This window comes from Pseudomonas sp. (assembly GCF_017744435.1).
In the GTDB taxonomy this organism is placed as follows: Bacteria; Pseudomonadota; Gammaproteobacteria; order Pseudomonadales; family Pseudomonadaceae; genus Aquipseudomonas.
This window is the reverse complement of record NZ_JAGIBG010000028.1, coordinates 84,134-107,033: the sequence shown is the minus strand read 5'-3', so window position 1 is coordinate 107,033 and position 22,900 is coordinate 84,134. Positions and strand designations below refer to the sequence as shown.

The 22,900-nt window shown below is 64.9% G+C and carries 24 protein-coding genes; 18 read left to right on the top strand and 6 right to left on the bottom strand.

Annotation, left to right across the window (positions count from 1 at the left end; all coding sequences use genetic code 11):
* The first annotated feature begins 15 nt into the window (after positions 1-15).
* The 18 genes from J7573_RS18540 (at position 16) to J7573_RS18455 (ending at position 15,305) form a co-directional block, all read left to right on the top strand.
* Positions 16-2,004: a cytochrome D1 domain-containing protein gene (locus J7573_RS18540; RefSeq protein WP_294338456.1), complete on the top strand. Its 1,989-nt coding sequence runs from the start codon at positions 16-18 to the stop codon at positions 2,002-2,004.
* Complete coding sequence (locus J7573_RS18535) at positions 2,001-2,657, top strand: SCO family protein (RefSeq protein ID WP_294338453.1); 657 nt, start codon at positions 2,001-2,003, stop codon at positions 2,655-2,657. The genes J7573_RS18540 and J7573_RS18535 overlap by 4 nt, the downstream gene beginning before the upstream one ends.
* Before the next feature lie 23 nt (positions 2,658-2,680).
* Positions 2,681-3,316: an SCO family protein gene (locus J7573_RS18530; protein ID WP_294338472.1), complete on the top strand. Its 636-nt coding sequence runs from the start codon at positions 2,681-2,683 to the stop codon at positions 3,314-3,316.
* A 3-nt stretch (positions 3,317-3,319) separates the two neighbouring features.
* Positions 3,320-4,837: an ABC transporter substrate-binding protein gene (locus tag J7573_RS18525; RefSeq protein ID WP_294338452.1), complete on the top strand. Its 1,518-nt coding sequence runs from the start codon at positions 3,320-3,322 to the stop codon at positions 4,835-4,837.
* An 11-nt stretch (positions 4,838-4,848) separates the two neighbouring features.
* Entirely contained in the window at positions 4,849-5,490 is a 642-nt protein-coding gene (locus J7573_RS18520; protein WP_294338449.1) for a SurA N-terminal domain-containing protein, read from the top strand.
* Between the two features lie 237 nt (positions 5,491-5,727).
* Entirely contained in the window at positions 5,728-6,261 is a 534-nt protein-coding gene (locus J7573_RS18515; RefSeq protein ID WP_294338446.1) for a response regulator, read from the top strand.
* 60 nt (positions 6,262-6,321) lie between these two features.
* Positions 6,322-8,004, top strand: coding sequence for a GspE/PulE family protein (locus J7573_RS18510; protein ID WP_294338444.1), 1,683 nt, complete (start codon positions 6,322-6,324; stop codon positions 8,002-8,004).
* Complete coding sequence (locus tag J7573_RS18505) at positions 7,988-8,767, top strand: hypothetical protein (protein WP_294338440.1); 780 nt, start codon at positions 7,988-7,990, stop codon at positions 8,765-8,767. The genes J7573_RS18510 and J7573_RS18505 overlap by 17 nt, the downstream gene beginning before the upstream one ends.
* Before the next feature lies 1 nt (position 8,768).
* The gene (locus tag J7573_RS18500) at positions 8,769-9,311 is read left to right on the top strand and encodes a PilN domain-containing protein (RefSeq protein WP_294338437.1); all 543 of its coding nucleotides are present in this window, start codon (positions 8,769-8,771) and stop codon (positions 9,309-9,311) included.
* Positions 9,298-9,861: a type 4a pilus biogenesis protein PilO gene (pilO, locus tag J7573_RS18495; protein ID WP_294338435.1), complete on the top strand. Its 564-nt coding sequence runs from the start codon at positions 9,298-9,300 to the stop codon at positions 9,859-9,861. Before J7573_RS18500 ends, pilO begins: the two co-directional genes overlap by 14 nt.
* Entirely contained in the window at positions 9,861-10,370 is a 510-nt protein-coding gene (locus J7573_RS18490; protein ID WP_294338432.1) for a hypothetical protein, read from the top strand. The genes pilO and J7573_RS18490 overlap by 1 nt, the downstream gene beginning before the upstream one ends.
* Entirely contained in the window at positions 10,367-12,259 is a 1,893-nt protein-coding gene (locus tag J7573_RS18485) for a secretin N-terminal domain-containing protein (RefSeq protein ID WP_294338429.1), read from the top strand. Before J7573_RS18490 ends, J7573_RS18485 begins: the two co-directional genes overlap by 4 nt.
* Entirely contained in the window at positions 12,256-12,729 is a 474-nt protein-coding gene (locus J7573_RS18480; RefSeq protein ID WP_159410170.1) for a type II secretion system protein, read from the top strand. The genes J7573_RS18485 and J7573_RS18480 overlap by 4 nt, the downstream gene beginning before the upstream one ends.
* 5 nt (positions 12,730-12,734) lie before the next feature.
* Positions 12,735-13,109: a type II secretion system protein gene (locus J7573_RS18475; RefSeq protein WP_085676884.1), complete on the top strand. Its 375-nt coding sequence runs from the start codon at positions 12,735-12,737 to the stop codon at positions 13,107-13,109.
* Positions 13,084-13,611: a type II secretion system protein gene (locus J7573_RS18470; protein ID WP_294338420.1), complete on the top strand. Its 528-nt coding sequence runs from the start codon at positions 13,084-13,086 to the stop codon at positions 13,609-13,611. Before J7573_RS18475 ends, J7573_RS18470 begins: the two co-directional genes overlap by 26 nt.
* Complete coding sequence (csgE, locus tag J7573_RS18465) at positions 13,608-14,009, top strand: curli production assembly/transport protein CsgE (RefSeq protein ID WP_294338418.1); 402 nt, start codon at positions 13,608-13,610, stop codon at positions 14,007-14,009. Before J7573_RS18470 ends, csgE begins: the two co-directional genes overlap by 4 nt.
* A complete protein-coding gene (locus J7573_RS18460; RefSeq protein ID WP_294338416.1) occupies positions 14,006-14,419 on the top strand; it encodes a curli assembly protein CsgF in 414 nt (137 codons plus the stop codon). The genes csgE and J7573_RS18460 overlap by 4 nt, the downstream gene beginning before the upstream one ends.
* A 34-nt stretch (positions 14,420-14,453) precedes the next feature.
* A complete protein-coding gene (locus tag J7573_RS18455) occupies positions 14,454-15,305 on the top strand; it encodes a CsgG/HfaB family protein (RefSeq protein WP_294338414.1) in 852 nt (283 codons plus the stop codon).
* A gap of 39 nt (positions 15,306-15,344) precedes the next feature.
* Here J7573_RS18455 and J7573_RS18450 read toward each other — a convergent pair whose 3' ends face one another.
* The 6 genes from J7573_RS18450 to J7573_RS18425 all read right to left on the bottom strand — a co-directional run bounded on the left by J7573_RS18450 (position 15,345) and on the right by J7573_RS18425 (position 22,751).
* Positions 15,345-16,160, bottom strand: a complete 816-nt coding sequence (locus J7573_RS18450) for an RHS repeat-associated core domain-containing protein (protein ID WP_294338412.1) — start codon at positions 16,158-16,160, stop codon at positions 15,345-15,347.
* 141 nt (positions 16,161-16,301) lie between these two features.
* Positions 16,302-16,946, bottom strand: a complete 645-nt coding sequence (gene alkB, locus J7573_RS18445; RefSeq protein WP_294338410.1) for a DNA oxidative demethylase AlkB — start codon at positions 16,944-16,946, stop codon at positions 16,302-16,304.
* Positions 16,947-17,207: 261 nt separating this feature from the next.
* Positions 17,208-18,653: a curlin gene (locus tag J7573_RS18440; protein WP_294338408.1), complete on the bottom strand. Its 1,446-nt coding sequence runs from the start codon at positions 18,651-18,653 to the stop codon at positions 17,208-17,210.
* Between the two features lie 16 nt (positions 18,654-18,669).
* Positions 18,670-19,140, bottom strand: a complete 471-nt coding sequence (locus J7573_RS18435) for a curlin (RefSeq protein WP_294338406.1) — start codon at positions 19,138-19,140, stop codon at positions 18,670-18,672.
* Between the two features lie 15 nt (positions 19,141-19,155).
* A complete protein-coding gene (locus tag J7573_RS18430; RefSeq protein ID WP_294338402.1) occupies positions 19,156-21,390 on the bottom strand; it encodes an Ig-like domain-containing protein in 2,235 nt (744 codons plus the stop codon).
* A 32-nt stretch (positions 21,391-21,422) separates the two neighbouring features.
* On the bottom strand, positions 21,423-22,751 hold the full coding sequence (locus tag J7573_RS18425; protein ID WP_294338399.1) for a hypothetical protein: 1,329 nt from the start codon (positions 22,749-22,751) through the stop codon (positions 21,423-21,425).
* Positions 22,752-22,900: the final 149 nt, after the last annotated feature.

Sequence of the window (22,900 nt, the reverse complement as noted above, 5' to 3'; positions counted from 1 at the left end):
AAGGGGAGCGCGAGCATGAACCAGAACAAGAAGACTCGGCCCGCGGTACTGGGGGTGATGCTGGGTGTGGCGCTGATCGGCCTGGGCGTGGCGTATGAAAAGCTCTGGTGCGACCCGCGCGAACTGCTGCAGGAGCCTGACGACCCGCAGGCCCTGCACCGGCTCAGCCGCGACGGCGTGACGGTGGAGTTCGAGGCGCGACCATTGGCCGGCGACGATCTGCGTGAAGGGGCCTTTGCCAACATCCGCTTCAAGGTCACCGACCAGGCCAGCGGCCAGCCGCTGTCGGGCATGGCGCCGGGTGCCTGGATCGACCCGGCGCAGGCGGCACCGCTCGAAGGCGGCAACCGCGACCAGAGCTGCAAGGCCCGTGTTGCGCTGTTTCTCAAGAGCAGCATCGGCGCCCGCCCGCTGCTGGACCTGAACAGCTACTTCCTGCTGGTGCTGAACAAGGACGCCAGCCTGACCGTGATCGACCCGACGGTTTCGGTGGGCGGCATTACCAGTACCCTGGCGCGCATCGAGCTGTCGGGCCGGCCCATGGACTGGGCGGCAACCGGGGATGACAAGCAGGTGTTCGTGTCGATCCCGGAACGTGGCCAGGTGGCAGTGATCGATACCGAGACCTTCACCCGTGTGGCGACCCTGGATGCCGGCGAATCACCGGTGCGCGTGGCCCTGCAGCCGGACCAGCACCGGCTGTGGGTCGGCAACAACAGCCGCGACCCGGCCAAAGGCGGGGTGACGGTAATCGACGTGCCCGCGCGCAGTACCCTGAAGTCGTTCGCCACCGGCTCCGGGCACCACGAAATCGCCTTCAGCGCCGACTCGCGCTATGCCTTTGTCAGCAACCGCGACGGCGGCACGCTGAGCATCATCGACATCCCCGGGATGCGCCTGGTGAAAACCCTGGAGGTCGGCCCGCACCCGTTGTCGGTGGCCTACTCGGCGCTGTCCCAGGCGGTCTACGTGGCCGACGGTGAAGAAGGTACGGTGCGGGTGATCGATGCCCGCAGCCATCAGCTGCGCCACATCGTCAAGGCCGAGCAGGGCCTCGGGCCGATGCGCTTCAGCAGCGATGGCCGCTGGGGCATCGTGCTCAACACCGTGGACAACCAGGCCCTGGTGATCGACGCCAGTACCGACACGCTGATCCACCGCGTGCCGGTGGCGGCCGAACCGTACCAGCTGACCTTCACCAAAGGCTATGCCTACATCCGCGGCCTGGCCTCGCCCAAGGTCAGCATGATCAACCTGAGCAGCCTGGGCGAAGGACGCCAGCCGATCGTGCAGGGCTTCGAAGCTGGCCCTGCGGCGCCACGCCAGGCCGGTGACCTGCCACTGGCCCAGGGGTTGTCGGTGTCGCGGGATGACAACTCGGTATTCGTGGTCAACCCGGTGGACAACACCACCTACTTCTACGCCGAGGGCATGAACGCCCCGATGTCCGGCTACAACAACCGTGGCCACCAGGCCCGCGCGACCCTGGTCATCGACCGCAGCCTGCGCGAGCTGGCCCCCGGGGTGTATGGCTCGACGGTGAAAATGCCGGCGGCCGGTACGTTCGATGTGGCCTTCCTGCTCAACCAGCCGCAGATCATCCACTGCTTCAGCACCGAGGTGGCCGCCGCGCCGGAGGCGAACAAGCGCCGGGGGGCGCATGCCGAGTTCATCGGCCTCGACCAGCCCATGCCACAACAGACGGCGTTCACCGCCAAGGTGCGCATCGTCGGCGACGACGGTCGGCCACGGGTAGGCCTGGACGACCTGACCCTGCGCTACTTCCTGGCGCCCTCGTCGCTGCCGCGCAACTTGCCGCTGGTAGAGGTGGGCGAGGGTGTGTACCAGGCGGCGCTGACCTTGCCTGAAGCCGGTGCCTGGTACCTGCATGTGCAGTCACCATCGCTCGGGCGCAAGTTCGCCGAAGAAAACTACACCAGCCTGCGCGTGCTGCCCGCCGCTGCGGCTACAGCTTCCCAGACCGAAGTGAGGAATGTGCGATGAACGCCAAGCATTCTTTCCAGCTGCTTGCCCTGAGCCTGGCATTGGCCAGCAACCTGGCCCTGGCCCATGCCGGCCATGACCACGACGGCCACGCCGGGCAGCCGCCAGCGGCGCACCAGGAGAAGGCCAGCGTGCGCTTTGCCGATGTCTCGCTGCTCAACCAGGATGGCATGCCGGTGCGCCTGGAACGCGACCTGGTGGGCGAGCACCTGGTGGTCATGGGCTTCATCTACACCAGCTGCACCACGGTGTGCCCGGTGGTGTCGTCGATCATGGGCAAGGTCCAGCAACAACTGGGCGGGCGTGTGGGCGAGGAGATCCAGCTGGTGTCGATCAGCGTCGACCCGCAGCGTGACGACGCCAAGCGCCTGCAGAATTACGCCAAGGCCTTCCAGCATGGCCCGGGCTGGAGCTGGCTGACCGGCTCGCAGTACGCGATCACAGAAACCCTCAAGGGCCTCGGCAGCTTCAGTGCCGACCTCAGCCAGCATCCACCGCTGATCCTGGTGGGTGATGGCCGCACGGGCCATTGGACCCGCTACTACGGCTTCACCGACCCAACCGTGCTGGTCGAGGAAATCAACCGCCTGAGTGCCCGCCGCGTGCACGCCAAGAGCACCGCCATCGCCGAACACAGTGAGGTGCAGCCATGAGCAACGCAGCCCGCCACACCACGATGCGCAGCACCGATTGGCTGGCCCTGGTGGCCGTGCTGTGGATCCTCAGCGCGGTCGCATTCGCCCATGAGGGGCATGCGCCGGAGGGCCCCAGCCCGCAACCGGCACCGCCGACCATGACCAGCGGCGGCGGCACCCGCGATGCGCAGACCTGGTTCACCGATACCGTGCTCCATGACCAGAACGGCCGCGAACTTCGCTTCTACAGCGATGTGCTCAAGGACAAGGTGGTGATGCTCAACGTGATCTTCACCCACTGCACCGACGCCTGCCCGCTGATCACCCGCAAGCTGCGTGACGTGCGTGACGCCATGGGGCCGGAGCTGGCCAGCCAGGTGACCTTCGTGTCGATCAGCAGCGACCCACTCAACGACACTCCGGCAGCGCTCAAGGCCTTTGCCGAGAAGCAAGGCGTGGACAGCGCCAACTGGCTGTTCCTCACCGGCGACAAGGCCGATGTCGACCTGGTGCTGGGGCGCATCGGCCAGTTCCTGCCCAGCCCCGAGCAGCATTCGACCCAGTTGATTGCCGGTGACGTGGCCGGCAAGCGCTGGAGCAAGATCCGCCCGGATGCACCGCCCGCGGCCATCGCCCAGCGCATGCAGCTGCTGGCTCAACCGCTGGCCGGGCGCTGAGCCATGAAACCCTGGGCAGTGCTGATGAGCCTGGCCCTCTGTGGCCCGGCGCTGGCGCTCGACCTTACCCCGAATGAACAGGCCGGCAAGCGCCTGTACCGGCAAGGGGTATCGAGCAGCGACGCACAGCTGATGGCCCGGGTCGGCGCCAGCGACATCAGCGTCCCCGCCAGCGTGCTGCCCTGCGCCAGCTGTCACGGCAGCGACGGGCGCGGGCGCGCCGAGGGCGGGGTACGCCCACCCAGCCTCGACTGGCAGCGCCTGGCACTGGGCCAGGGTGAGCGGCAAAGCAACAATCGCAGCTACCCGCCCTACAACGACGGCACGCTGGCCCGCGCGATCCAGCACGGCATCGATCCGGCGGATCAGCGGCTGGACCCCGCCATGCCGCGCTTCGAACTGACCCTGGCTGACCAGCGCAACCTCACGGCCTACCTCAAACGCCTGGGCGAGGAACGCGACCCCGGCGTGGAAGAAGGCGTACTACGCCTGGGCACCTTGCTGCCCGTCAATGGCCCGTTGGCAGACGCCGGGCATGTCGTGCGTGCCGTACTGGAGGATGGCGTGGCGCAGATCAACCAGCAGGGCGGCATTCATGGCCGGCGCCTGGAACTGCTGGTGGCCGACACCGGCACCGACCAGGCCAGTGCCGAGCGCGCCTTGCATCGCTTGCTCGACCAGGACCAGGTCTTCACGCTGATCGCGCCGCTGGCGCCCATGCTCGATCAGCAACTGCCGACACTGCTCGAACAACGGGGTGTGCCGTTGATCGGCAGCACGCCACGCAGCGGTGGCAGTTCACAGATTTTCGACCCCATGCCAGGTATTGCTGACCAATTGCTGAGTCTGGCCGAACATGCCAGGAGCAGCCTGGGCCTGGCGCCCGATGGCTTGCGTGTGGTGTACGCCGGCAACGAGCAGGCGGCATTGGCCGAACAAGTGCGCGAGCGTTTGCGCCAGCAAGGCTGGGCACCGCCAGCGATCCAGGCGTTTGACGGCCAGGCCGTGGAAGGGCCGGGCATCGTCTTCGTCGGCCGCGCCCAGGCCTTTGCCGCGCTGGCCCAGGCGCTCCAGGCCGAGGGTCGTGAGCCTTACCTGTTCGCGGCCTCCAGCCAGGTGGCGGCAGCCGTGGCCGGCATGCCTGCGCAGTGGTCGCAGCGGGTGTTCCTGGCCTATCCGTTCGTGCCGGACGACTGGAGCGAGCAGGGCATGGCAACCCTGGCCGGCCTGCAACAGCGCCAGGGCCTCGACCCACGCCAGGCGTCGCTGCAGGTCAACACCTTGTGTGCCTTGAAGTTGTTGTCCGAAGCCCTGAAGCAGATTGGCCGCGATGCCAGCCGCGAACAGCTGGTGGCCGCCCTGGAAGGCCTGCACGATGTCGACACCGGTTTGACCCCGGCATTGGGCTTCGGCCCCGGCAAACGCCAGGGCATGGCCGGTGCCCATGTCGTCGCAGTGACGCTGCCCGGGCCGCGCTTTACCGCAGTAGCCCCGTACCGGCCGCTGCCGGACAGCCCTTGAGCGGAGGTGCCATGCGTATCCTGTTGCTGTGCCTGTTGCTGGTGGTCGCCAAGGTGAGCTGGGCCGACGTGCCCGCTGCGCGGGTCAACGGTGTGACGATTGACGTGATGCGCCTGGAGCGCTATTTCACCGAGTACCTGCAAGCCCAGGGCAGGGCACTGACCAGTATCCGCAACCCGACGCTGTACAAGCGCCTGCGCGACCAGGCCCTGGACGAACTGATCGACAAGGAGCTGCTCTGGCAGGAGGCTCAACGTTCAGGTATTCACATCGGTGATGAGCAGGTATCAGCGCAGGTTGGCGAAATCGAAGCCGCCTTCGGCAGCCCGGCGCTGTTCGACAGGCGCCTGGCAGATGCAGGTTTCGATCGGGCAGAGTACGCTGATTACATGCGCCATGAACTGGCCGCGCAGCAGCTGTACGCCCAGCTCAGCGTGGTAGACGAGCCCAGCCAGGCCGACGTCGAGGCGTTCTACCAGGCCAACCGGCAAATCCTGCAAGGAGTGCAGAACCAAAGTGATAACACCTCGGTCATACCCGAACAGGGCCTGCAGTTGGCCAGGGCCGCGCTCATCGGCCAGCTGCAGGCGCAGGCGCGCCAATCCGTGCGCCAACGTTTGCGCCAATCCGCTACAGTGGAGATCGCTGACTGAGGCCCGCGAATGGATTTCCCCAAAGCTGGGGAATAACGGTTTGGCAAAGTGCCATCACTTCCCCCGGATGTGGGGAACCGGGCCTACGCCTGTGTTGCAGGGTTTGGCACAGCCTTGCAAGATCAATGACTTACAGTGGTGCGAGATGACTATTCACGCCTGGCACGAAGCCTGCTCAAGCCTTGTCGAGGCCGCACTTCGCAAACCGGGTAACCGGGCAGTATTTGGGAGTCGACCTTGGTGAACAGAGTATTGGTAGTCGATGACGAACAGACCCTTGCGCAGAACCTGCAAGCGTACCTGCAGGCACAAGGCCTGGAAGTTCACGTCGCCCACGACGGTGCCAGTGGTATCGAGCAGGCTCAAAGCCTGGCACCGGAAGTGATTGTGCTGGATTACCGCTTGCCCGACATGGAGGGGTTTCAGGTCCTGGAGACCGTGCGCAAGAACAGGCAGTGCCATTTCGTGCTGATCACCGCCCACCCGACTGTCGAAGTCCGTGAGCGCGCCGCCGAACTGGGTGTGAGTCATGTCCTGTTCAAGCCGTTCCCGTTGGCGGAACTGGCCCGCGCAATCTTCGACCTGATGGGCATCGAGCGCCGGCGCAGGGCCACTGACGATCCAGCCGAAGGGTTTGTCGAGCGACGCCAGAACAGGAACGAATCGTTCCCCTTGCAGTTGTACGATGGCAGCTGGGTGTTGGCCGATCGCCGCCGTAATGGCGCCAAGCCCCCAGGACCTGACGACGAACAACTGCTCACCGGGGAATAGCGGCGCCCGCTGCCCTGGTCAAGCCAGCCTGCGACGCGCCCCTGAGCGGAGTCGCAGGCCATGTCAGACGTACTCGATACCCGTGCAGGCAAGCACAGCGCCTACCCCCGCGAACTCCTGGCCCAGGCCCGCCTGCAAGCGGGCGACGAGCGTCTGCTCAACTGCCTGGAACGCCTGGCCAACGAAACCCCCGACCGCTTCATCTGCCGCCTTGGCCTGACCCTGCATTATCCGGTGCTGGAAACCCAGGCCCTGCTGGCCAGCAGCCCACGCTTCGACAAGGTCAGCCTGGCCCAGTGCCTGAAGCGCGAGTTCGTGCTGATCGAGCAGGAGGGCGAGCTGATCGGCGTGTTCGCCGACCCCTTCGACCACGCTCGCCTGGCCTGGATCGACGACAACCTGCCGGGTGCGCCACTGTACCTGGCCCACGCCGCCGACCTGGCCACGTTCCTGGCCCGCCACGAAGAAAGCTTCCACGCCGTCGATGCCCTCGACCATGACGCCGAAGCCAGCGGCGAGATAGACCCGCTGCAACGCCTGTCGCTGACCAGCATCAGCGAAGACCAGAGCAAGGTGGTCAAGCTGGTCAACTCGACCCTGTACGACGCCCTCAAGCAACACGCCAGCGATATCCACCTGGGCATGACCGGCCAAGGCCTGGTCATCAAGTACCGCATCGACGGCGTGCTCAATGGCGCCGGCAAGGCCAGCGGCAGTGCCTTTGCCGATCAGGTGATCTCGCGCATCAAGGTCATGGCCGAGCTGGACATCGGCGAAAAGCGCGTGCCTCAGGATGGCCGCTTCAAGGTCGCCATCGGCGAGCGGCAGATCGACTTCCGGGTGTCGATCATGCCGAGCATCTTCGGCGAGGACGCGGTGCTGCGGGTGCTCGACAAGCAGGACCTGTCCGACCGCGTCAGCGGCGTGCAGCTACAGGCCCTGGGCTTTGCCGAGGAAACCTTGCGCGCCCTGCGCCGGCTGGCTGCCGAGCCCTACGGCATGATCCTGGTCACTGGCCCCACCGGCAGCGGCAAGACCACCACCCTGTACGCGATGATCAGCGAGATCAACCATGGCGTGGACAAGATCATCACCATCGAAGACCCGGTCGAGTACCAGCTGCCTGGCGTGTTGCAGATTCCGGTCAACGAGAAGAAGGGCCTGACCTTCGCCCGCGGCCTGCGCTCGATCCTGCGCCACGACCCGGACAAGATCCTGGTCGGCGAGATCCGCGACCCCGACACCGCACAGATCGCCGTGCAGTCGGCGCTCACCGGCCACCTGGTGTTCACCACCATCCACGCCAACAACGTGTTCGATGTGATCGGCCGCTTCAGCCAGATGCAGGTCGACCCCTACAGCTTCGTCTCGGCCCTCAACGCCGTGCTGGCCCAGCGTCTGATTCGCCTGGCCTGCCCACACTGCTGCACGCCGTGCGAGGCCGATGAAGAAACCCTGACCGCCTCGGGCCTGACCCGCGAAGCGGTCACCGGCTGGAAGTTCGTCCGCGCCCAGGGCTGCGGCCAGTGCCGTGGCAGCGGCTACCGCGGCCGCAGCGCGATCGCCGAGCTGCTGCACCTGGACGACGACCTGCGGCAGATGATCGTCGAACGCCGCCCCCTCTCGCAGATCAAGCAGCTGGCCTGCCAGCGCGGCCTGCGCCTGCTGCGTGCCTCGGCCCTGGACCTGGTCCGTGATGGCCGCACCACTCTCGAGGAGATCAACCGTGTCACATTCATCTGATCGTTTCTGCGCCGTATTGGGCGCTGAAGGTGTCGGCCTGGGAGGCTGGCACGCCAATCAACATCAGTGGCTGGGCAGCCGCGCGTTCACCTGCGATGCCGCGCAACCGGCCTGGGAAGCCGCCTTGCAAGCCTTGAGTGCACTGCTGGCCGAGCACGCCGTCAAAGGTGCCCAGCTGCGCGTGCTGCTGTCGGCCCGCTACAGCCGCTTCTGCCTGGTGCCGTGGAGCGACGCCATCGGCCACCCACGTGAGTTGGAGGCCTACGCCCGGGCCTGCTTCGAGAACCTCTACGGTCAGTCGCTGGACGACTGGCGCATCGTCCTCTCGCCCGAGCCAGCCGGTGCCGCACGCATCGCCACCGCGCTGCCCGAAGCCCTGTTGCAGGGCCTGCAGAGCCTGGGCCGGGAAAGCCGCCTGAACCTGCGTTCGGTGCAGCCTTACCTGATGGCCGCCTACAACCGCTGCTCGGCGCAACTGGAGCAGGGCGACTTCCTGTTCGTGCTCGCCGAACCACGCCGCAGCGTGCTGCTGCTGGCCGCCGGCGGTGCCTGGCAACAGGTGCTGGCCCAGGGCTGCGCCGACAGCGACCAGGCCCTGCAGGCGCTGATCGAACGCACCTGCGAGCTGTACGGCGAGCATCTGCCACGGGTCTACCTGCATGCCCCGGGGCGCGGCGACGTGCCGCAACTGGCAGCAGTGCAGCTGTGCCAGCCGGCAGGCGACAGCGACCCGCTGTGCGCCATGTGGCGGGCGGTGGCCTGACATGCGCCGCCTCGACCTGGAATTCCAGCCCCGTCGCAGTGGCCCGTTGGCCTGGTCGCTGCTGGCCCTGGGCACCGTCGCCGTCGCCGGGCTGGTGCTGCTGCAACAGCAGTTGCAGGTCGAGCAGGCAGACCTGGAGACCCGCGTGCACAGCCTTGAGCTGCAACTGGGCCGCCGCCCGGCCCCGGTCGCCCCGCAAAACAGCGCCGCCAGCCGCGAACAGGCCGAGCGCCTGGCCCAGATGCGCAGCGTCTCGCAGCAACTGCAACGGCCCTGGCAACAGCTGTTCGCCATGCTCGAAGCGCAGCCGCAGGAAGACGTGGCACTGCTGACCCTGACCCCGGATGCACGCAAGGGCCAGGTGCGCATCACCGCCGAGGCACGCAACCTGGAAGCGATGCTGCAGTACCACCAGCGCCTGGAGCAAAGCGACGAGCTCAGCGATGTCTCGCTGCTCAACCACGAGGTAGTGGCCGGGCAGCCTGAGCACCCGGTGCGCTTCAACCTTACCGCCACCTGGGAGATCGGCCATGCGCGTCCCTGATGCTGTCAACAGCCTCGTCCTCCAGGAACACCTGCGCCGCATCGGCCCGGTCGGCCTGGGCGCTGCTGCCGTCGCCGTGCTCGCCGTCGGCGTCGCCATGCTCGGCGTGGTCCCCGAATGGCAGGCCGTGCGCGAACTGCGTGCCAGCGAAGCGGATGCCAGCGTACAGGTCGAACGGGTCAAGCGCGGCGAGCTGAAGATCGCCGTCAAACCCGAGCAGCAGGCGCTGGACAGCCTGCGCCAGCAACTGCCCGGGCAACCTGAGGCCAGCGAGCTGATCGAGCGCCTGTATCACCTGGCCAGCGCCGAGCACATCAGCCTGGCGCGCGGCGAGTATGCTCTGGGCGTCGATCCGAAGACCCAGCTGTCGCGCTACCAGATCATCCTGCCAGTCCGCGGCAGCTACCCGCAGATCCGCGGCTTCTTGCGCGGCCTGATCGGCCAGTTGCCGACCCTGGTGCTGGAAGACCTCGAACTGAAACGCAAAAGCATCGGCGACACCGAACTCAACGGCCGGGTGCGCCTGACCCTCTACCTGTCGAGGTCGTGATGAACACACAACGCGCAGTGATGTGGGTCGGGTTCCTCGGGGTGTCGGCAGCGCTGGCCTGGGCGCCGGGGCATTGGTTCAGCCAGGAAGAGGAGGCAGCCCCGATTGCCGGCAAGCCAGCCTCCACAAATGCCAAGGCAACCACCGACCCTGTGGGAGCGGGCTCGCCCGCGAAGAGGCCGGAACAGGCTTCCAAAGATCTGTTCCCAGCCCAGCAATGGACCAAACCACAAACCCTGGCCACCGTCACCGAACAACCCGTAGCCGCCGCCCCCGTCGTCGCCGCGGCCCCCACCGCCCCGGCGCTGCCGTTCCAGTTCGTCGGCCGCATGGGCGACCGCGACGACCTGCAGATCTTCCTGCAGAGCGGGGAAAAGCTGTACGTCGTGCGCAAGGGTGACGTGATCGACAGCACCTATCGCCTCGACAGAGTCTCGGCCAACGAGCTGGACCTGGTTTATCTGCCTTTGCATCAGTCACAGACCTTGTCTGTAGGGAGCGCACCATGAAGTCGTCGAAACTGTGCAAGCCTGCTCCGTTCATGCTCCTGGCGCTGTGCGTGGCCATCGCTGGCTGCGGCTCCAGCGCAGTGCGCAAGGACAGCGCCGAACTGATGAAGGAGGGCCAGTACGAGGCTGGCATCGCCCGCCTCGAAGAAGCCCTGCGCGACAGCCCGCGTGACACCGAGCTGAACATTGCCCTGGCACATGGTCGCCAGACTGCGGTGGAAGCGCTGATCAGCCAGGCCGATGCCGACCGCATTCGCCACGACTTCACCAGCGCGCGCATGGGCTACAGCCGGGTGCTGACCATCGAGCCGAACAACCGCCGCGCCCAGGAAGGCATCCGCCATCTGGAGCTGATTCGCACCCTCGACGAACGCGTGGCCCTGGGCCAGGCTGCGCTGCGCCAGGGCGACCTGTTCGGCGCCGAGCGCTACATGCGCGAAGTGCTGCGCCTGGACCCACAGAACCAGAAGGGCATCGCCCTGCGCACCGACATCGAGAACGTCCAGGCGCGCACCGCCACGCCGTTCCCGCAACTGCGCAGCAAGCTGGAGCGCCCGGTGACCCTGGAGTTCCGCGACGCGGGCCTAAAGACCATCTTCGAGGTGCTGTCGCAGGTCGCCGGTATCAACTTCATCTTCGACAAGGACCTGCGCCCGGACATGAAAGCGACCATCTTCGTTCGCGATGTGCGCATCGAAGATGCCGTGACGCTGCTGCTGGAGCAGAACCAGCTGCGGCAGAAGATCGTCAACGACAACACCTTGCTGATCTACCCCGATTCGCCGCAGAAGACCAAGGACTACCAGGAACTGGTCATGCGCACCTTCTACCTGACCAGCATCGACGCCAACACGGCGCTGAACATGGTCAAGACCATGCTCAAGACCCGCGACGTGTTCGTCGACGAGCGCCTCAACACCCTGACCATGCGCGACACCCCTGACGCCGTGCGCATGGCCGAAAAGCTGCTGCAGTCCCAGGACCAGTCCAACCCTGAGGTGGTACTGGAAGTGGAGGTGATGGAAGTCGCCACCTCGCGCATCCTCGACCTTGGCCTGCAATGGCCGAACACCTTCGGCGTGTTGAGCGACGACGGCAACCCGGTCAGCGTGCTCGACCAGCTGCGCGGCATCAACTCCAGCCGCATCAGCATTGCGCCGGCACCGCAGGCCAAGATCAATGCCCAGGACAAGGACATCAACACCCTGGCCAGCCCGGTGATCCGCGTCAGCAACCGTGAGCAGGCGCGCATCCACATCGGCCAGCGGGTGCCGATCATCAGTGCCACCTCGGTGCCCTCCACCCAGGGCCCGGTGATCACCGAAAGCGTCACCTACCTGGACGTCGGTCTGAAACTCGAGGTGCAGCCCACCGTGCACCTGAACAACGAAGTGGCGATCAAGGTGGCGCTGGAAGTCAGTAACGCCACGCCACTGGAAGCCACCCGCCAGGGCACCATCCCGGTTCAGGTCGACACCCGCAACGCGCAGACCAGCCTGCGCCTGCACGATGGCGAAACCCAGGTGCTGGCCGGCCTGGTGCGCAATGACCACAACGCCAGCGGCAACAAGATCCCAGGCCTTGGCGACATCCCGGGCCTGGGGCGGCTGTTCGGCAGCAACAAGGACGACATGAGCAAGTCCGAGCTGGTGCTGGCGATCACCCCGCGCATCGTGCGCAACCTGCCGTACCAGAGCCCGTCGGACATGGAGTTCGGCACCGGCACCGAATCGAGTATGCAGGTGCGCCAGGCGATGCCGCTGCCACCGCGTGACGTGCCGGGCGACGTACCGAGCGATAGCCGCGACAGCGCGCCGACCGTGCAAAGCCAGGTGGCCAGTGCACCGGTCACTACCCCGGCCACCGTCACCGTGAGCCCACGGCCATGAAACGCCGCCAGCAGGGTTTCAGCCTGATCGAAGTGGTGCTGACCCTGGCCCTGCTCGGGATGCTCGCGACCATGGCCGCACCCCTGACCGAAACGGTGGTGCGCCGTGGCAAGGAGCAGCAGCTGCGCGAGGCGCTGTACCAGATCCGCGACGCCATCGACGCCTACAAGCGCGCCTTCGACGCCGGGTTCATCGAAAAGCGCCTGGACGCCAGCGGCTACCCGCCGAACCTGCAGGTGCTGGTCGAAGGCGTGCGCGATGTGCGCAGCGCCAAGGGCGCCAAGTTCTATTTCCTGCGGCGCATCCCGCATGACCCGCTGGTGGCGGCCAAGAACCAGGACGAAGGCGGTTGGGGCCTGCGCGCGTACGCCAGCAGCCCGGACAACCCACGCGAAGGTGAAGACGTCTTCGACGTGTATTCCAAGGCCCGTGGCAAGGGCCTCAACAACATCCCCTACGGGCAATGGTGACGGCCATGAAACGTAGTCGAGGCTTCACCCTGATCGAACTGCTGGTGGTGATGGCGATCATCGCCACGCTGATGACCATCGCCATGCCGCGCTACTTCAACAGCCTGGACAGCTCCCGCGAGGCCACCTTGCGCCAGAGCCTGGCGGTACTGCGCGAAGCCCTGGACCATTACTACGGTGACACCGGCCACTACCCGGATTCCCTGGAGCAGCTGGTCGAGCAGCGCTACCTGCGCAACACTCCGGTCGACCCGATCACCGAACGCAGCGACGCCTGGCAGCTGGTGCCACCGCCGGAAGGCGTGGCCGGCGGCGTGGCCGACATCAAGAGCGGTGCCACAGGGAGGGCGCGTGATGGCAGCCTCTTCGCGGAATGGTAAGGCCAGCGCCGGCTTCACCTACCTGGGCGTGCTGCTGCTGATTGCAATCAGCAGCGTGGCCCTGGCCGCCACCGGCACGGTGTGGTCGAGCGTCGCCCAGCGCGAGCACGAGCGCGAGCTGCTGTGGGTGGGTGGCCAGTATGCCCAGGCCCTGCGCAGCTACTATCGCTCGTCGCCAGGCCTGGCCCAGTACCCCAAGGAGCTTGCCGACCTGCTCGAGGACAACCGCTTCCCCGAGGCCAAGCGGCATATCCGCCGGTTGTACCCGGACCCGATCACCAACAGCGATGACTGGGGCCTGCTGCGTGCCATCGATGGCCGTATCACCGGCGTGCACAGCCGCTCCGATGACACCCCGTTCAAGCGCAGTGGCTTCGAAACGCAGTTTTCCGGTTTCGAAGGCCTGGAGCATTACAGCGACTGGCAGTTCGTCGCCGAGCAGGCCTTCAACGAAAGTGCCGGCGGCGCCCGCACCCATGCCGGCCCGGGAGACACGCCATGAAACGCCTGCACGCCCTGTACCTGTGCCTGCTGTTGGCAGCCGGGCTGCCGGGCGCGGCCATGGCCGACGCCGAGGACGAGATGAAGGGTTTTATCGTCGACAACACCATCTCGCACATCGGCCACGATTTTTACTACTACTTCGCCGACCGCCTGCGCGCCACCAGCCGCCTGGACTTCAACCTGGTGGTGCGCGAGCGCCCGGATGCCCGCTGGGGCAGCCTGGTGACCGTAGAGTTCGACCGTGACGTGCTGTACCGGCGCTTTCTGCCGCCGAACGTCACGCAATTAAAAGAAGAGGCCGTCGCGGCCGCCGACCTGGTCAAGCAGGAAGTCATTCAGCGCAAGCTGCAACGTCTGCTGCAGGACACCACTGATCTGGATAGGGATGAGCTATGAACACCTGCATACCCCGTTGCCTGGCGGCTGGCCTGCTGCTCAGTGCCTGCGTCGTCCACGCCACCGAACTGGTGTACACCCCGGTCAACCCGGCGTTCGGCGGCAACCCGCTTAACGGCACCTGGCTGCTGAACAATGCCCAGGCGCAGAACGACTTTGACGACCCGGACTTGAAGAGCCGTACCGCCGCCTTTGGCGGTACCTCGGCCCTGGAGCGCTTCAGCAATCAGCTGGAGTCACGGATGCTGTCGCAGCTGCTGGACAACATCAGCAACGGCAAGACCGGCAGCATGGCCACCGACGCGTTCCTGATCGATGTCATCGATGACTCCGGTGCCCTGAGCATCAAGGTCACCGACCGCGCCACAGGAGAAACTTCGTTCATCAAGGTCAGTGGCCTGAACCCCTGAGAGGGACTGGTCGTCTAGCTGGGGAGAGAGCACCATGAAACGTCTGCTGAGCACTCTACTGATTGTCGCCACGCTGGCGGGCCTGCAAGGTTGTGGCCTGCGCGAACCGATGCCGGCCGAACAGGACACGGAAACCCCGACCCTGACGCCACGGGCCTCGACCTACTACGACCTGATCAACATGCCGCGCCCGAAAGGCCGCTTGATGGCCGTGGTGTACGGCTTCCGTGACCAGACCGGGCAGTACAAGCCGACCCCGGCCAGCTCGTTCTCCACCAGCGTCACCCAGGGGGCGGCGAGCATGCTGATGGATGCCCTGAATGCCAGTGGCTGGTTCGTGGTGCTGGAGCGCGAAGGCCTGCAGAACTTGCTGACCGAACGCAAGATCATCCGTGCCTCGCAGAAAAAGCCCGACGTGCCCGAGAACATCATGAGCGAACTGCCCCCGCTGCAGGCCGCCAACCTGATGCTTGAAGGCGGCATCATCGCCTACGACACCAACGTGCGCAGTGGCGGCGAGGGTGCCCGTTACCTGGGCGTCGACATCTCCCGCGAGTACCGGGTCGATCAGGTCACGGTCAACCTGCGCGCGGTGGACGTGCGCACTGGGCAGGTGCTGGCCAACGTCATGACCAGCAAGACCATCTACTCGATCGGCCGCAATGCCGGGGTGTTCAAGTTCATCGAGTTCAAGAAGTTGCTGGAGGCCGAGGTGGGCTACACCACCAACGAACCGGCGCAGCTGTGCGTGCTGTCGGCGATCGAGGCGGCGGTGGGGCATTTGCTGGCCCAGGGGATCGAGCGGCGGTTGTGGCAGGTGGCAGGGGATCCGGGGGAAGGCAAGGCAGAAGTGGACAAGTTCCTTAGCCAGAATCAGCAGCAGTGACTGAATAATATCTTTGCGAGTGGACTTGAAAGTCCACTCTTAACTCGAAGCTTCGTATCGCACGTCATATCTGTGATGGCCGTCTCTTATTTTTTCGAGTTCTTTTCGTAGGTCGGTAACGCGCGCCATGATTTCGCCATTATTTAATCCGTATTCTAATTTTCGAACGTTCTCCATTGGGGGTTCTCCTTTTTCCCAGGACCTGATGATGGTGAACATGATAATTTGTCTTTTGCTGTAAGAGTCACCACTTTGGTCCACGAAGTTTTTGTTGTAGTAGTGCAGGAGAAATTCCTCTTTCTTGGTGATGCGCGGCGTTCCACGGTTTGTCCTGTTGGCGTCAATGAGATTATTCTTGATGCCTATGCTATTGCGGTATCTTTCTTGCGCTGAGCCTTTTAAGGACTTAGAGGTCATTTGTGTTGAGATCACGTGTGCCGCGTTCGTAGATATTGATTTATTTGATGTTTGTCGAGACTTGCTAGGGCTAGGGTGAGTTTTGGATACGTGCGCAATCCGTGGTTTAACGGGCGCACTCCCACTTGGATCAACCCAATTTAATGGATCCCCAAGGCAGTAGACATACGCATTGAGCCCACCGATTCCGAAAGGGCTGTACACGTCAGGTGAACGGAAGCGCATAAGTGTTGGGCTGTATAATCTATAACCCGCTCCGAGAAAGTAGAGGTCGTGAAGGAGGAATTCGCCGTTATAAAGAATTTTTGGTTCGTTGCTTTCAATGCTGTCTGTATGGCCGTAGGTATTGTAGGTAATAATGCATGATTGTTTGTCGCTGAGGGGTGCGTTAATGGTTGTTGTGCTGTTGTCGCAAGTGGATGGTTCGGTTTTATGCATGTCGGTTTCCTCCTTGAAGTCAAGCGTAGATCTGGAGAAAATTCGATACAACTATCTGAATTGCCAGTTGCAATGACTGACAAATGATTAGTGGTTGACTGGATCTCGCAGGCACTGCAAATACATCGCCCGGTCTGAAAATTACCCTGCTCTGCGCAAGGTCAGGTTGATCCGCCGCTGCCCCATACGCGGATGCATGCCAGGTTTGATCGGCAACACCCCATGAAAGCGCAGCCGATCTTCACCTCCCCACACCAGCACATCCCCATGGCTCAAAGATATCCGCTCAGTCCTGTCCGACCGCTGCAGCCCACCAAACAGGAACACCGCCGGCAACCCCAGTGAAATCGACACGATCGGCTGGCCGAAGTCCTGCTCGTCGCGGTCCTGGTGCAGGCTCAGACGGGTGCCGGGCAGGTAGTGGTTGACCAGGCAGGCATCGGGCACAAAACCCTCGAAACCGGCTGCCGCCGCCGCGCGACCCGCCAGTTCGAGCAGGACCTGGGGCAGGGCGGGCCAGGGTTGGCCGCTGACCGGGTCGGTGGGGCTGTAGCGGTAGCCTTTGGCATCACTGACCCAACCTAGCGACCCGCAATTGGTCAACGCCACGGCCATGTTCAGGCCGCCCGGTGTCTGCATGTGCCGGAACGGCGCGGCGCGCAGCACCGGGCGCAGAGCGTCGAGCAGCGGCTCGATGACGGCCAGGGCGAAGCCGGGCAGCAGCACGGTGTGGCTGGCCAGGCGTTGCGGCTGGGGGCCGAACAGGTCGAGGTCGGACTGGATCATCAGGGCGGTGGCGTGGGTGAGTGCAAGATATTGTAAGCCCAACGCGGTCTTTGTAGGAGCGGCCTTGCGTCGCGAAAGGGGTGCGAAGCGCCCCCAGTATTTCAGCTTCGCCGCAGATAATGCCGGGGCTGCTTTGCAGCCCTTTCGCGACACAAGGCCGCTCCTACAAGGACCGTGTCATCACTCATGTGCAAAGCAGGGAAATAAAAAGGAACCGCGACGCCAGGGAGAGGAGACGCCGCGGTTCAAGGGGGGAGCGGGTCAGCGTTGGGTAGCGGTGGCCGTGTTGCCGTTGCCCATCTGGCTGATGGTGGCGCTCTGGTAGGCGCCGCTCTGGTTGACGTTGGCTGTGTTGTTGTTGCCGCCCTGGGTCACGTAGGCGACGTTGGCGCTGTCAGCCTGCTTGATGGTGGCGCTGTTGCCACTGCCATACAGCTGGTTGGTGTAGCTCTGGTTGGCGTAGCCGGACTGGTCCAGGTTGATGCTGTTGTTGCTGCCGGTGGACGAGCCGTAGGCGTAGTTGTCGGTGCCGCGCTGGTCGGCGATGAGGCTGTTGTCGCTCCCGTTCTGCTCGAAGTACAGCTCGTTGTAACTATCGGCCTGCTTGGTCTCCATGCTGTTGCCGGTGCCTTTCTGGCTCAGCGTGGCCAGTTGGTACTCGCCGTTCTGGGTCAGGTTGGCGCTGTTGTTGGTGCCGTTCTGGTTGATGTTGGCGGTCTGGTTCTTGCCGAACTGGCCACCCATCTTGTCGCCTTTCCAGTTGCTGGCCAGGACCTTGTTGCCGGTGCCCTTGCTGTTGACGGTCAGGCTCTGGTTGTCACCGGTCTGGTAGGTGAAGCTGCTGTTGGTCTTGCCACTTTGCGAGACGGTAGTGTTCGAATTGTTGGTCTCGAACTGATCCGACCAACTGGCGTTGGACTGGCCCTGTTGATACAGGTTGGCGACGTTGTCCTTGCCGAAGCTCTGGTCGATGTAGCCTTCGTTGGTCTGGCCGGTCTGGTTGACCGTGGCGCGGGCGCCGGTCTGGGTGTCCTGCCAGACCTCCACCGAGTGGCCGGTGCCGTACTGGTCGATGTTGATGGTGCCGCCGTTGCCGTCGCGCTGGTCGCCGTAAGCGAAGTTCTGCTTGCCTTGCTGGTAGATCTGCACATAGCCATCGTTGTGCAGGATGTGTTCGGAGGTTGCGTAGTTGTCCTGGCCATCCTGGGTGATGTTGGCACGGTTGTTACTGCCGCCGAACAGTTGCTCGACGAAGGCTTCGTTGCGCTGGCCGTTCTGGGTGGTGGTGACCTGGCTGCCGTTCTGGGTGTCCTGCCACACGGTCGAGCGGTTTTCGCTGCCTTGCTGGATCTGCAGCGACTGGTTGTTCTCGCCCACCGACTGGCTGGCGAAGGCGTCGTTGTAGGAGCCGGCGGCCTGCTGGGTGATCTGGCTGCCATTTTCGAACAGCTGCTCGCCGTAGCCGGCGTTGTACGAACCACTGGCGGTCTGGTTGATGGTGCTGGTGCTGTTTTCCTGCACCGCCAGGTGGTTGTGGCCCTTGCCGGTCTGCGTCTGGGTGGCCGCAGCGAACGGCGCAACCGTCTGCTGCACCTCGGCGATGTTCTGGTTACCGTTCTGCGACTGGTTCGAGGTGCTGTCGTCAGCCATGACCTGGCCGGCCAAGGCCAGGACGATAGCGGCGCTTAGGGGGGCGAGCTTGAACATGGTGGAGCCTCCAGGTCTATCGGTATTGGGTGATCTGAACACGCTGGCCATTGCCGGCTTGGGTCACTGAACTGTTCAGGCCTGAGCCGGCCTGCTCGATACTGGCGCTGTTGTTGTTGCCGATCTGCTCGATGCTGGCGCTGTTGCTGGTGCCGCTCTGGCGGATCGCAGCGCTGTTGCCATATCCCTGTTGGCTGATGCTGGCCATCAGGTCACTGCCTTCCTGCAGGATGTACGCCTCCTGCGCGCCCCCGGCCTGGACGATGCGACCCAGCAGGGCCTGGCCGTTCTGGTCGAGGGCGGCGCGGTTGCCGTTACCTTGCTGCTCGATCACCGCCGCCTGGCCGGCACCGACCGGCAGCAGGCGGATGATCACCGGTTCACCGAGGTCGTTGCCGGGAGCAAGGTCGGCGTTGTCCATCAGGTCATCGGCCCCGGCCTGGCCCGCCAGGGCCAGGCTCAGCAGCAGTGGATACAGGCGCTTCATGGCGTTCTCCTGGCCTTACTGCACAGTCACGTTGACAGTACGGGTACTGCCCTGGCTGCTCGTCACGGTGGCGGTCGGTGCGGCCGTCGGGACGATCGTGGTGCTGTTGCTCACCGTCAGGCGCCAGCGGCCAGTCACCGGTACCGTGGTGGTGCCGAGGGTCTGCACGCCGGTGGTGGTGGTGACGCGCACGGTGATGGTGTTGCCGGTGGTCACCGACGAGGTGCCGCTGACATCCCAGTTGTAACGGTTGTTCGAGCGGGCCAGAACGGTAGCGGCGGTGACTGCGAAGGTCTCGCCTGCTGGTGGTCGTGGCTGCACGTTGACCGTGACGGTGGCCGGTGCGGAGACCGCACCCAGGGAGTCACGCGCCTGGTAGGTGAAGGTGGTGGTGAACGCCGTAGGCACGCTGGCCGGTGGCGTGTAGTTGACCGTGGTGCCGTCACTGGTCACCGTGCCGCGACCGGCTGCCGGCTGGGTGAGGTTGACGACGGACAGCGGCACGTTGCCTTCCGGGTCGGTGTCGTTGGCCAGCACGTTGATGACCAACGGTGCGGCCAGGGTGGTCACGGTTTCCGGGTTGGCGGTCGGTGCCTGGTTGGGCGCGACGTTGACGGTCACGGTGGCCGGTTCCGACTTCAGGCCCTTGGCGTCCATCGCCCGGTAGGTGAAGGTGGCCACCACCGGTTGAGTGGCACCGGGTGGTGGGGTGTAGGTCACCGCGGTGCTGCCGTTGAGCACCACGCTGCCCTGGCCGGTCGCCGGTTGGGTAAGGTCGGTGATGCTCAGTGGCAGGTTGCCATCAGGGTCGCTGTCGTTGAGCAGCAGGTTCATCGTCAGCGGCACGCCGACACTGGTGCTGCCGACATCGGCGCGGGCCAGCGGTGGCTGGTTGGCACCTTCGACCGGCGCGGTGCCAACCACGACCACGGGTTCGACATCGACGCCGCCATGGCTCGACTTGATCGTGACGGTGGCCGGAGGCTGGCTCACGTCATTGATGGTGAGGGTCTGCAGGGTGCCGGACTTGGACAGGCGGCCGTAGCCCTGGGCGACCATGTCCGGGATCACCACTTCATCGCTGGAGCGCGCTTCGAGGGTCAGCCGCTTGGTGGCCCACTCATAGCGTGCGGTGCTGACTTTGACCACATCGGAGAGCTTGCTCGAAATGGCGGTCGGCTGGGTGTTGATGTCGCTGCTGCTGGCCGTCACCACAACCACCGGTGGTGGCGCCACCTGGCTCAGTTGCTGGCTGAAGAACAGCCCGTTGTTGTCCGACGTCATGCTGAACTGGCAGGCTGAGGGCGGAGTGCCGACCAGCGCCAGGCCATTGCGGAAGCAGACGCTGGCGGTGTTCGGCGCCTTGGCGAATACCTCCACCCGGGTGCCACTGCCATTGCGCGAGTAGGTCGCCCGTTCCAGGGTTGCCGGTAGCTGCGGACGTTGGTCGAGCACCTTGCCGGACACCGTGAACAGGCTGGTTTCGATGCGCCCGGGCGGGCCGTCGATGCGGATGAAGTTGGTGCCGAACGGGCTGCCCTTGATCGCTTCCGGCCGGTTGGGGTCGCCGATGAAGGTGTCCGTGGTGCCGGTGTCCGGGTTCACGGCGGTATAGGGCGCCCCGAAGCCCTGGATGAACGGCCCGATTGCACCATTGAGCGCACCGGTGAAGTTGCCTGGGGCGCCGATGCCGATGTCACGGGTGATGTTGATCGCCCGGCGACCGGGTGTGGTGACGTTGACCGTCTCGACACCGTAGGGGTGGGTGATGGTGTAGGTACCGGCCCGTGGCACCGAGACGCGGATGCGGATGCGGGCAAAGCTCTGCTGGTCGCCATCGACCGGGTTCTCGGCGGCGAAGGCCGCCTCCACGCCGGCCACATAGGCGTCGAGTTCATAGCCGCTGTTGCCCACGGCCGGAATACTGGTTTCTGCCAGGAACCAGAACATCTCCGGCGGCCAGTTGTCAGGGAACACCAGGGGCAGGGTATCGTCGAAGATGCCCGGCTCCGGCAGCAAGGTGCACATGTAGGCCGGAGCCCCAGGTGCGCCAGCGACCAAGGTACTCACGGCGCGTGAGCGGCACAGTTCCAGTGACAGGCCGTCGCTGTCCTTGTACCACAGCGGGAAACCGCCGGTGGCGAAGGTGTAGGGGCCTGGGTCGACGTCGGACAGGGCAGCCCAGGCCGCACTGCTGAGGGTGAGGGAGAAACCGGCGGCCAACAGCGCACGGCGTTGCCAAGTGTTCATGCTGCCTCCTTGAAGGCGGAGCCTTTGTCTGTTCATGGCACCAGCACCACGTCTTCGATGTCGCTGCCGCCATTGGCGCTGGTGACCTGCACCTTGGCCGGCGGGATGGGCGTCACCTTGACGCTCAGGCTTTTCTGAGCGCCATCGCCGATGAAGTCGCCGATCACGGTGCCGTTGCCGGTGCGCGCTGACATGGCCGGCGGGCTGGTTTCGTCGCTGCTGGTGGCGATCACGGTAAGCGTGGCGTTGGCCAGGCTGTATTCGGCCTTGGTGATGGTGACCAGGTCGGTCAGCGGCAGGCTGGCGGTGGTCACGCTGCTGGTGGGAATGGCCACACTGTTGTCGGCACTGACCAGCAGGCTGGTCGGCAGTGCCGGGTTGAGCGCCGACTGGGCATACCAGGTGCCGGTGCCGTTGGCTTCGGTCAGCGGCAGGCTAGGGCTCTGGCTGGTCAGGGTGGCACTGCCGGGCGGTGGCGGTGCCAGCACGAACACATCCTGCTGGGCGCGCAGGTCACCGTTCTCGGTGTGCCGCGAGTAGGTGCTGCGCAGCGGGATCAACGGGGTTGGCCGGACCACTTCGGAAAGCTTGCCGGAAATGGCGAACAGGTCGGTGCGCAGGTCGATGCCGTTGGGGCCTTCGATGCGCACGAAGTTGGTGTTGAACGGGCTGCCGGTGACGCGCTCGTTGAGGTTGGGGTCGCCGATGAATTTTTCATTGCCTTCGGTGTAGGGGCCGTTGACGCTGCGCAGGAACGGCCCGACATCGCCCTTCAGTGCGCCGGTAAAGGTGCCGGCGGAGCCGATGCCGATGTCGCGGGTCATGTTGATCGCCCGGCGCCCGGCGGCGGGTACATCGAACACTTCGACGCCGTAGGGGTGGGTGACCACGTAGGTGCCGGCCACGGGAACATCGACCCGGATCCGCACGCGGGCAAAGCTGATCTGGTCGTTTTCTGCCGGATCGCCGCCGCCGAATGCCGCCTCGACGGCGGTGCCGTAGGTCAGCGTGACCCCTCGGGCGGCATCGGTGATGGCCGCATCGGCGGTGAACCAGAAGGATTCATCCGGCCAGTTGGTCGGGAAGACCAACGGCTTGGTGTCGTCGAAGATGCCGGGCGCCGGCAGCAGGGTGCACATGTACGACGGTGCGCCAGGGGCGCCGGCAACCCGTGAACTTACGGCCTTGGACAGGCACAGGTCGAGGGTGCGGCCATGCGTGTCCTGGTACCAGGCGGCGTAATGACCGTTTTCAGGGGTGTAGGGCCCAGTGTCGACGGCATACAGCGCTGCCTGCGCCGGGAGCTGGAACAGGCCGGCGACGATCGCCACTGCCAGCGTGTTGGGTATCGGTCGGAGCATGAGTCGGTTCCTCCTGCTAACGGGCCCATGGACTTGGGGCGTCTGGGAGGGCTAGCGCAACAGCCGTGCCAAAAATTTCATATTTGGCTGGAGGGCTTGTGGGGCCTGGGTTGCGCGGGTGTCTGCAGTGATCTGTGCAGGCTTCGGCA